This window comes from Polaribacter sp., assembly GCF_965656025.1.
GTDB lineage: Bacteria > Bacteroidota > Bacteroidia > Flavobacteriales > Flavobacteriaceae > Polaribacter.
The window spans coordinates 5,094-16,306 of the sequence record NZ_CBFHJT010000040.1 but is presented as its reverse complement, the minus strand read 5'-3'; the positions used below and the strand labels follow the sequence as shown (position 1 = coordinate 16,306).

8 protein-coding genes are annotated in these 11,213 nt (G+C 31.1%); all 8 read left to right on the top strand.

Annotation, left to right across the window (positions count from 1 at the left end; translation table 11 throughout):
* Positions 1 to 7: 7 nt before the first annotated feature.
* Positions 8 to 1,324, top strand: coding sequence for an MFS transporter (locus ACTG3S_RS08970; protein ID WP_439129030.1), 1,317 nt, complete (start codon positions 8 to 10; stop codon positions 1,322 to 1,324).
* A gap of 51 nt (positions 1,325 to 1,375) precedes the next feature.
* Positions 1,376 to 2,314 (top strand): carbohydrate kinase family protein, encoded by a 939-nt coding sequence (locus ACTG3S_RS08965; RefSeq protein ID WP_439129019.1) that lies wholly within the window; start codon positions 1,376 to 1,378, stop codon positions 2,312 to 2,314.
* A 25-nt stretch (positions 2,315 to 2,339) separates the two neighbouring features.
* Positions 2,340 to 3,911, top strand: coding sequence for a sucrose phosphorylase (gene gtfA / locus ACTG3S_RS08960; protein ID WP_439129018.1), 1,572 nt, complete (start codon positions 2,340 to 2,342; stop codon positions 3,909 to 3,911).
* A gap of 304 nt (positions 3,912 to 4,215) precedes the next feature.
* Positions 4,216 to 4,752 carry a hypothetical protein gene (locus ACTG3S_RS08955; protein ID WP_439129017.1) on the top strand — a complete coding sequence of 179 codons (537 nt, stop codon included), beginning with the start codon at positions 4,216 to 4,218 and terminating at the stop codon, positions 4,750 to 4,752.
* Between the two features lie 33 nt (positions 4,753 to 4,785).
* Positions 4,786 to 5,055, top strand: coding sequence for a hypothetical protein (locus ACTG3S_RS08950; protein ID WP_439129016.1), 270 nt, complete (start codon positions 4,786 to 4,788; stop codon positions 5,053 to 5,055).
* Positions 5,056 to 5,339: 284 nt separating this feature from the next.
* Positions 5,340 to 7,622, top strand: coding sequence for an NADP-dependent malic enzyme (locus ACTG3S_RS08945; RefSeq protein ID WP_439129015.1), 2,283 nt, complete (start codon positions 5,340 to 5,342; stop codon positions 7,620 to 7,622).
* A gap of 166 nt (positions 7,623 to 7,788) precedes the next feature.
* Entirely contained in the window at positions 7,789 to 8,370 is a 582-nt protein-coding gene (ruvA, locus tag ACTG3S_RS08940) for a Holliday junction branch migration protein RuvA (RefSeq protein WP_439129014.1), read from the top strand.
* 4 nt (positions 8,371 to 8,374) lie between these two features.
* The coding region (gene sprA, locus ACTG3S_RS08935) for a cell surface protein SprA (protein ID WP_439129013.1) at positions 8,375 to 11,213 on the top strand (2,839 nt) is incomplete at its 3' end.

Here is an 11,213-nt window from a genome sequence, read left to right as displayed (position 1 = left end):
AAAAAAGATGAAAATTAAAAAACCAAATTTAAGTTTCTGGCAAATCTTTAATATGAATGTTGGTTTCTTAGGCATTCAATTTAGTTTTGGTTTACAACAAACAGCTGTAAACCCAATTTTCTCTTTTTTAGGAGCACATCATGAAGATTTACCTTTGTTAAATCTTGCTGGCCCAGTTACAGGTTTAATTATACAACCTATAATTGGCGCTATTTCAGACAAAACATGGTCTCCACGTTGGGGAAGAAGAAAACCCTTTTTCTTAATTGGTGCTTTAATTGGTAGTTTGTGTTTATTTGCTTTTCCTTACAGTCCATCTTTATGGTTTGCTGTAGGTTTACTTTGGATTCTTGATGTTGGTAACAACATGGCTATGGAACCATATAGAGCCTTTGTAGGCGATAAATTACCAAACAAACAATTAAGTTTTGGCTACCAAATGCAAAGTCTATTTGTTGGGGCAGGTATTGTATTGGCTAACGCATCTATTTTTATTTTCCAAGACCAATTTGGTGGAGTAGAAAATGTAGATGAAACTGTAAAAGCAATTCCAAAATGGTTGTATTACTCGTTTTTTATTGGCGCTGTTTTATCTATTGCAACCATACTTTGGTCAGTTTTAAAAACACCAGAAATACCTCCTTCAGAAGAAGAACTTAAAGAAATAGAACATCATAATAAATTATCTTTTTTAGAAAGAGTTAAAACACCTTTTAAAGAAATTGTAAGCGCTATAAAAGACATGCCAAAATTTATGTGGAAGTTGGCAGGAGTCTACCTATTTCAGTGGTATGCTTTATTTATTTATTGGCAATTTATTTCGCCAATGTTCGAAGAAAGTATGGGTTTTAATAAATCAGAAGCATTAAGTCAGGCAGCAAAAATGAATACAACTTACAATATTTCTACCATTGTTTTTGCATTAGCATTGGTGCCTTTTGCACTAAAATGGGGAGGCAAAAAAGTATATACACTTAGTTTATTTTTAACAGGTATTGCTATGCTTAGCATCCCAAACATACAAGACCCAACTTTGGTTATTTTACCTATGATTTTGTTTGGTATTGGGTGGGCTGCAATGATGGGTATTCCATACTCTATGGTATCTAAAATTGTACCTCAAGAAAGACGTGGCGTTTATATGGGTATTTTAAATATGATGATTGTAATTCCTATGGGAATTCAAACATTAACTTTTGGCCCAATTGTAAAAAACCTTTTAAACAACAGTGCTGTAAATGCTATTTTATTAGGAGGCGTATTTTTTATAATTGCTGCATTTTTAGCACTAAGACTTAAAGAACCAAAATCAATTACAGACTAAATTTAAAATTCTATTTATCTATAAAATAGAAAAACGACAAAGAAATTAATTTTGAAAAAAAGTAATAAAAAAATAGATATATTATGTGTGGGAGAAGTTTTAGTAGACTTTATAGGCCATCAAAACAATGTGCTAATAAACGAAACTAGAGATTACCACAGATATTTAGGTGGTTCGCCTGCAAACGTAGCTATGAACTGTAAAAGACTGGGTTTAAACGCTACTTTAGTTTCCACTGTTGGAAATGATGGTTTTGGAGAATATATTTTTAAAAGACTAGAAGAAATTGACATCAATACTTCAAATATCAAAAAATTAGACAACAAATCTACAAGCGTTATATTTGTTTCAAAATCTAATGGAACACCCGACTTTATACCTTATAGAGATGCAGATTGTTATATTTCAGAGAATCAAATTACAACTGAAATTTTATCACAAACAAATATTTTTCACACCACCTGTTTTGCATTAAGTAAAAACCCTGCACAAAATACTATTCTTAAAAAAGCTGAAGAAGCTTATAAGAAAGGATGTAAGTTAAGTATCGACATCAATTACGCTAAAAAACTTTGGAGTTGTAAAGAAAATGCTTTACAAATAATTAAAAATTATTGTCAATTCAATCCACTAATAAAAATTAGTGAAGATGATATGTTGCGTCTTTTTGAAAGAAAGTTACCTCATCAAGAAATTTTTGACTTCTTTCACAATCTAGGTGTAGAAACTGTGTGTTTAACTTTGGGTAGTAAAGGTGTAAAACTATCTCAAAAGAGAGAAAAAACAATAGAATTACCAGCAATTAAAATAGAAAAAGTAATGGATACCACAGGTGCTGGAGACGCTTTTTGGTCTGGTTTTCTTTTTGCTTACATTAAAGAAAAATCTATTGAAGAATGTTTACAAATTGCTTTAAAACTAGCTGCTTTAAAACTACAGAACGTAGGTAGGTTACCCAACAACATCAATATTTTATCAAAACTTTTATAAGTTTTAATTAAAAAACAACTTTTTTATGTCATCAGAAAAAAATACAACTATTTCTAATGGTGTTATGCTAAATGCATATCCAGATAGTATTGGAACTAATTTAAGTGATACTATTAAAATGCTTCAGAAAGAAGATTTTAAAGATGTATTTTCTTTGTTTTATGTGTTACCTACTTTTTTTAATAGCGACTTAGATAGAGGTTTTTCTATTATAGATTATAATCTGAATGAAGAGTTGGTATCTAAAGATGATTTAAAAGCGTTAGAAAAATTAAATATCGAATTAAAATTTGATATTGTTCTCAATCATTTATCTGTAAATTCTCCGCAATTTAAAGACCTTTTAGAAAAAGGAGAAGCCTCTAAGTACAAAGATTTTTTTATCAATTGGAATACTTTTTGGGAAGGCAATGGAACTAAAAATGATAATGATATTGTAATTCCCGAAAAAGAGTTTTTGGATAAACTGTTTATGAGAAAATCTGGACTTCCTATTTTAAAAGTTCCATTTCCTGACGGATCTGAAAGACCTTATTGGAATACTTTTTATCAAGAAATAAATCCAGAAAACGGGACACTCTTAGGCCAAATGGATGTCAATGCAAAATCTGAATTAGTTTGGGAATTTTACGAAGAAACACTCGCTAAAGTAAAAAGTTTTGGCTGCAAAATTTTACGTTTAGATGCTTTTGCTTATTTACATAAAGAAGTTGGGCAAACCAACTTTTTTAACAAACCAGGTACTTGGCATTATTTAGATAGAATTAATGAAATTGCTAAAAAAAACAACTTAATCCTTCTGCCAGAAATTCATGCAGAATATGGTTTAAATTTACACGATGAAGTTGCCAAAGAAGGTTACCAAATTTACGATTTTTTCTTACCTGGTTTAATGATTCATACTTTAGAAAAAGCGTCTAACAAAGCTTTGCTTACTTGGGTAAATGAAATTAAAGAAAAAAATTACAAAACAGTAAACATGTTGGGTTGCCATGATGGAATTCCTGTTTTAGACTTAAAAGGTAAAGAATTAAATGGTAAATACAACCACGGTTTATTAGAAGATAAAGAGATAGAAACTATTATGGACACCATTATTGAACGTGGTGGAAGAGTTAAAAATTTATACGATCCTTCAGGAAAAAAAATCTCTTATTATCAAGTAAATGCTACCTTTTTTAGTGCTTTGGGCGAAGATGAAAAAAAATTATTATTGGCCAGAGCCATTCAACTATTTATGCCTGGGATTCCACAAGTTTGGTATTTAGACCTTTTTGCAGGTAAAAACAACTATAAAGCTGCAGACAAAGGTGGTAGTGGTGGTCATAAAGAAATAAACAGAACAACCCTTTCTAATATTGATATTGAAGAGAGCTTACAAAAACCAATTGTACAAAATCAATTACAATTAATGCGTTTAAGAAATACTTCTAAAGCTTTTTTAGGCACTATGAGCATCAACAATTCTAACGAAAATGAACTAGATATTTCTTGGCAAAACAACCAAGATTTTGCACAATTAAAAGCCAACTTAACTTCACTTTCTTTTTCTATAGATTATTCAAAAAATAATATTGTTAAAACAAGGCATTTTTAAACTTCTTTAAAACCTATTATTCTTTCGCTATTTCATTTTCTATTTGTTTGAAAAAAACACTTGTATTTCTATACAATTATTTTAAATTAGAAAAATAAATCAAAAATTATTCTAATAGAATGCAACATATCTTTGGCAAAATTACTAAAACCAAAGTAACAACTGAGTATCTAAAAGAATTTGGTGTACGCTTTAATATTATAGAAAATTACGATGGTGTTATTTTATAGTTAACAAACCTCTAATTAGAGTTTTCCACACAAATATTTAAAAAATTACTCATAAATTTATAAAAATAAAAACTATGAAAAAGCAAAAACTAAAACCAAAAAAAATTACCTCTCTACTTTTCTTACTAATAACAACGTTATTTTTAAATAGTTGTGACTTATTTAATGATGATGACACACCAGAATTACCACCCATAACCCAAAATGGTGCAAATACCTTTGGCTTTAAAGTAAATGGAGAAATTGTTATTGTAACCAATACTTCGAATCTAACCGCTATTTACCATGGTGGTATTTTACAATTAGGTGGTGGTGAAAGAAATGATAATAAAGAAATTAGAATTCAAATTATTTTAAAAAATAATTTAGAAGAAGGAAAAAATTATCCATTTACTAATTCATCTTTTTATCAGGCAGAATTTATCGATTTTGAAAATCTTAACAATTGTGATTACAATTATGAAGATACTTATGAAGGAAGCATTACTTTTTCTAAAATTGACAAAATAAATTACATCATTTCAGGGACTTTCAATTTGTCTACAAAAAAGCCCGATTGTGAAGATATAAAAATCACAGAAGGTCGCTTTGACCTAAAATATATTCCTTAAAAATACTTATTAACTTTTTTAAAATTAAAAACTATGAAGAAAATTACTCTTTTTAGCATACTTTGTATGCTGTTATTTCAAACAAATGCACAAAACAATAATTACTACAACCGTATGCAACATGTCTTTGGTAATATAGACAAAGCAAAAGTAACCACAGGTTATTTAAAAGAGTTTGGTGTCCGTTTTAATACTGTAGAAAATTATGATGGGGTTTTAGCTTTAAAAGACACAAACTTAATACACAACCACAACAACAAAAAAGTGCAAAAACAGAATATGAAACGAAGTCAACCAAATTAAAATCACTAAAAATAAGTCTGTATAATTTTAAAAACAATCGTTTAAAAAATAAAAGCAAGTTTTACAAAATAGACGTTAGTTATCTTAAAAAAAGACATTACATTTTAAAAATAGTTTATGGTAAAGCTTCTATTAATCAAAGGGTTTTAATTAAATAAAACCTTAAAACCCTTTAGTTTTAAAACTAAAGAGTTTTTAATTCTTTCTGTAAAAGAACACCCTTCTTTCTTCTCTCTTTCAATAGAAACCATATATTTGTAAGTTATAAACTAAGAGCAAATTTTATGAGCGATTCTAGAAAAAGACACGAGGCTTTATTATACCACGCAAAACCAAAACCAGGTAAAATAGAAGTTATTCCTACAAAAAAATATGCCACTCAGCACGATTTAACCTTGGCATATTCTCCTGGTGTTGCAGAGCCTTGTTTAGAAATTGCAAAAGATAAAAATAACGTTTATAAATATACTTCTAAAGGTAATTTAGTGGCTGTAATTTCTAACGGAACAGCAGTTTTAGGTTTGGGTGATATTGGTGCTGAAGCCTCTAAGCCAGTTATGGAAGGAAAAGGTTTACTATTCAAAATTTTTGCAGATATAGATGTTTTTGATATTGAAGTAGACACTAAAGATGTAGACAGATTCATAGACACTGTAAAAGCCATTGCCCCGACTTTTGGAGGCATTAATTTAGAAGACATCAAAGCTCCAGAAGCCTTTGAAATAGAAAGAAGGTTAAAAGAAGAGTTAGACATTCCTGTAATGCACGATGATCAGCATGGAACCGCAATTATATCTGCAGCAGCGCTTAAAAACGCCATAGATATTTCTGGTAAAGACATTTCTAAAGTAAAAATAGTAGTAAGTGGTGCAGGTGCAGCAGCTATTTCTTGTACAAGATTGTATTTAAAATTAGGTGCAAAACGAGAAAATGTGGTAATGTGCGATAGCAAAGGTGTTATCAGAAAAGACAGAGATAATTTAAGCTCGCAAAAAGCAGAATTTGCAACACATAGAGACTTGAATACTTTAGAAGAAGCGATGCAGAATTCTGATGTATTTATTGGTTTGTCTATGGGAAATATTGTTTCTCCAGAAATGTTACTTTCTATGGCAAAAAACCCAATTGTGTTTGCTATGGCAAATCCAACACCTGAGATAGAATATGGTTTGGCAGTTGCCACAAGAGAAGATATTATTATGGCAACAGGTAGGTCTGACAACCCAAACCAAGTAAATAATGTATTAGGTTTCCCTTTCATTTTTAGAGGTGCTTTAGATGTTAGAGCTACTAAAATAAACGAAGAAATGAAAATGGCTGCTGTACATGCTTTGGCTGATTTGGCTAAAAAATCGGTGCCAGAACAAGTAAATATTGTATATGATGAAGTTAGTTTAACTTATGGTAAAGAATACATTATACCAAAACCATTTGACCCAAGATTAATTTACGAAATTCCACCAGCCATTGCCAAAGCTGCCATAGCGTCTGGTGTTGCCCTAGAACCCATTACAGATTGGGATAAATATAGAGAAGAATTAATGGAGCGTTCTGGGTCTGGTAGCAAAGAAATAAGATTGTTGCACAACAGAGCTAAAAGCAATCCAAAAAGTATTGTTTTTGCAGAAGCAGATCATTTAGATGTATTAAAAGCAGCACAAAGAGTGTATGAAGAAGGCTTAGGAAAACCGATTCTTTTAGGAAGAAAAGAACTAATTTTAGAATTAAAAGAAGAAATTGGCTTTACAGCAGATGTGCCAATCATAGACCCAAAAACTGACGAGGAAACCGACAGAAGAGATCGTTTTGGAGAGGTGTATTGGAAAAATAGACAACGTAAAGGACGTACTTTTTCTGAAGCAAAAAAATTAATGCGAGAGCGTAATTATTTTGCGGCAATGATGGTCAATCAAGGTGAAGCAGATGCTTTAATTACGGGTTATTCTAGACCTTATCCTTCTGTGGTAAAACCGATGTTAGAATTGGTTGAAAAAGATAAGGATGTTTCTAGAATTGCAGCTTGTAATTTAATGTTAACCAAACAAGGTCCTTTATTTTTAGCAGATACCACAATTAATGAAAATCCTTCTGCGAAAGATTTGGCTAAAATTGCGCAAATGACAGGTAATTTTGCAAGTATGTTTGGTATGAAACCAAATATTGCTATGTTGTCTTTTTCTAATTTTGGTTCCTCAAATTCAGAAACCTCTAAAAAAATCAGAGAGGCAGTTGCTTATACACATCGTCATTTCCCAAATACAGTGATAGATGGAGAAATACAAGCAGATTTCGCATTAAATCCAGAAATGTTAGCAAAAGAATTTCCTTTTTCTAAGTTAAATGGAAAAAAAGTTAACGTATTAATTTTTCCGAATTTAGAATCAGCAAATATTACCTACAAGTTATTAAAACAAGTAGATAAGGCTGAATCTATTGGGCCCGTAATTTTAGGTTTTAACAAACCTATACATATTTTACAATTGGGTGCAAGTGTAGACGAAATGGTAAACATGGCTGCATTAGCTGCAGTAGATGCGCAACAAAAAGAAAAGAGAAGAAAGAAGTAAGGAAGCCTAAAGTTTGGAGTTTGAAGTAAAAAATTTGAAGTTGAACATTGGAAATTAGATTTTTACAAATCGTTTTTGGTGAAAAATTTTGTTATTTTGCCGATTCTTAAATTAGATACTTCATCAACAAATAAAAATGGGTACTTTAGAAGCCTGAAAATAATTTATGATTACACAAGTTAGAGGAAGATTGGTAGAAAAAAATCCGACAGAAGTTGTTGTAGATTGCAATGGTGTTGGGTATTTATTACACATTTCTTTAAATACTTTTTCTAGTTTACCAGATAATGAAAACGTGGTGCTTTATACACATCTTTCTATCAGAGAAGATGCACACACACTTTTTGGTTTTATCAACAAAACAGAAAGAGAAGTTTTTAAGCTACTAATTTCTGTTTCTGGGGTTGGGCCAAGTATTGCTAGAACCATGTGTTCTTCTATGACATCTGAAGAAATACAAAATGCTATTGCATCAGAAAATGTACCGTTAATACAATCTGTAAAAGGGATTGGTGCAAAAACTGCACAAAGGGTAATTGTAGATTTAAAAGATAAAATTTTAAAGACTTTTAATATTGATGAAGTTTCTGCAACAACAAGCAATACAAACAAAGATGAAGCGTTATCTGCTTTAGAAGTCTTAGGTTTTCAAAGAAAACAATCAGATAAAATTGTGTCTTCTATCTTAAAAGAACACAAAGATGCCTCTGTAGAGACCATTATAAAATTAGCCTTAAAAAGTTTATAGTCAGGTGAATACGTTTTTTAAAAACACTTTATTAATTTTAATTTTTACGTTTGCATTACAACTGCCTACGTTTGCTCAAAAAAATACCAAAAAAGATAGTACTAGCGTTAAAAACGATTCAATTAAACTACGTTACAACTTTAAAAGTACCCAAAAAGGTGGTTTATTTTTAGACGATTTAGCAAAGAAAGTAATCATTTTTGATAAGGTTTTAAACAAGTATGTTATCGTAGAAAAAATAGGAGATTACTACACAAGAACTCCTATTTATTTAACACCAAGAGAATACGAAAAATACCGTCTAAAAAGAGACATGTTGCAATACTTTAAAGATAAAGTTAGCGCAACAAATAGCAAGAAAAAAGGGGCAGCAGATGCTCAAAAAGATTTATTACCCACGTATTACGTAAACAGTAAATTTTTTGCAACTATTTTTGGGGGTACAGAGGTAAAAGTTACGCCCACAGGTAACTTAAACCTAAAACTAGGTTTTATTTATCAAAATACAGAAAACCCACAAATATCAGAAGAAAACAGAAGTAATTTTACTTTTGATTTTGATCAGCAAATAAATGCAAGTATCCGTGCAAAAGTAGGTGAACGTTTAGAGTTTACTGCCAATTATGATACTCAGGCTTCGTTTGATTTTCAAAACTTAGTAAAAATTGGTTTTACTCCTACAGAAGATGATATCATACAAGGTCTAGAAGCTGGTAACGTTTCTATGCCCATAAAAAACTCTTTAATAAATGGTGCACAAAGTTTATTTGGTGTAAAAACAGATTTAAAGTTTGGTAACACCAATATTACCGCTGTTTTTTCTCAACAAAATTCAGAAAGTAAAACTGTGGTTGCAGAAGGAGGTGCTTCTATTCAACCTTTCGAATTAAGAACTACAGATTATGATAATGATAGGCACTTTTTCTTATCGCAATATTTTATAGATAATTATGCCAATTCGCTTAAAAATTACCCATTAATTAATAGCCCAATAAATATTACTAGAATCGAAGTTTGGATTACCAACAGGAATTCAAGTACAGAAGATTTTAGAAGTATTGTGGCTTTTGCAGATATTGGTGAGTCTGTTTCAGATGTATTAGTAGACGAAAATGGAGTGGTTTTAGACCCATCTATTACACAAGCACAAGTTTCTGGTAACAATTTACCATTTAATGAGGCAAATAGAATTGGTACAGAAATTATACCTGCTGGTGGTATAAGAGACGTTTCTGGTGTAGACAGTGCATTATCTCCATACAACATGCAAAATGGTACTAATTATTCTGTGTTAGAAAATGCTAGAAAATTAGAGCAAAATGAATATCGCTTAAACTCTCAATTAGGTTTTATCTCTTTAAATAGAAGGTTAAATGATGGTGAGGTTTTAGCTGTTGCCTACGAATATACAGTAGCAGGTAATGTAAATGGAAGCTCTAAAAACTCTTTTAAAGTTGGTGAGTTTTCTAATGATGGTATCCAAGCACCTAATAATTTAGCAGTAAAACTGTTGCGTAGCGAAATTTTACAAACCAAAAGACCCAATGGAAATGGTGGTGAAGAATCTTTTCCAACATGGCGTTTAATGATGAAAAACGTATATGCGTTAGGGGCTTTTCCATTAACACGAGATGGTTTTAGATTCGAAATACAATATAGAGATGACCAAACAGGAATCCCATCTAATGTTTTACAAAATGCACAGACACCTGGTATACCAACACAACCTCTTTTACAAGTTTTAAACTTAGATCAACTAGATCAAAGTCAGGCTAGAGAACCTGATGGTTTTTTCGATTATGTAGAAGGTATTACTGTAAATTCAGAAAACGGATTTGTATTTTTCCCAGAACCAGAGCCCTTTGGTAACGATTTAGAAGACCGATTAACAAACCCAGCAGATGATGTTTATTTATTTAAAGAACTCTATTTAAACACAAAAATTAACATCAAAAATAACTTTCAGAATAAAGATAAATACTTTTTAAAAGGATATTTTAAATCAGAAAATTCAGGGGGTATACCTATTGGCGCTTTTAACGTTCCTAGAGGTTCTGTTAGAGTTACAGCAGGTGGTAGACAATTGGTAGAAGGTGTAGATTACGTGGTAGATTATCAATTAGGGCGTGTACAAATTATTGACCCAGGTTTGCAAGCTTCTGGAATACCAATTAATGTTTCTACAGAGAATAATGCAGTTTTCAATCAACAAAGAAAAACGTTTTTTGGTATAGATGTAGAGCATAAATTTTCTGAAGATTTGGTGGTTGGTGCTACCTTTTTAAATGTAGAAGAAAGACCATTGACTCCTAAAGTAAATTTTGGCTCTGACCCTATAAATAATACGATGCTAGGGTTTAATTTCGATTATTCTACAGAAGTACCTTTTTTTACAAAACTAGCCAACAAATTACCTTTTGTAGATACAGATGCACCATCTAATCTTTCTGTAAGGGCAGATATGGCCTATTTAATTCCGGGTACACCAAGTGGAATAGATGTAACAGGTGCAGCAACTTCTTACATAGACGATTTTGAAGCATCGCAAGTACCTATTAGTTTATTATCTCCTTTAGATTGGTATGAGGCAAGTACCCCAAAATATTTTCCTAATTTTAATGGAGAACGAGACGATTTATCTTACAATTACAAAAGAGCCAAGTTAGCTTGGTACAGTGTAGACCAAATTTTTTATGGTGTTGGGGAAACTCCTGCAAGTATAGATGCAGATGAGCTTTCCAGAGCAGAAACTAGGCAAATTAATTATAGAGAATTATTTCCAAATGTGCAATTAGACATTACACAAAACTCTTTGGTTAGAACATTAGATTTGGCTTATTTCG

Coding starts and splice junctions, on each gene's coding strand:
- ACTG3S_RS08970 (WP_439129030.1), top strand. CDS start 8: ATGAAAATTAAAAAACCAAATTTAAGTTTCTGGCAAATCTTTAATATG.
- gtfA (WP_439129018.1), top strand. CDS start 2,340: ATGTCATCAGAAAAAAATACAACTATTTCTAATGGTGTTATGCTAAAT.
- ACTG3S_RS08955 (WP_439129017.1), top strand. CDS start 4,216: ATGAAAAAGCAAAAACTAAAACCAAAAAAAATTACCTCTCTACTTTTC.
- ACTG3S_RS08950 (WP_439129016.1), top strand. CDS start 4,786: ATGAAGAAAATTACTCTTTTTAGCATACTTTGTATGCTGTTATTTCAA.
- ACTG3S_RS08945 (WP_439129015.1), top strand. CDS start 5,340: ATGAGCGATTCTAGAAAAAGACACGAGGCTTTATTATACCACGCAAAA.
- ruvA (WP_439129014.1), top strand. CDS start 7,789: ATGATTACACAAGTTAGAGGAAGATTGGTAGAAAAAAATCCGACAGAA.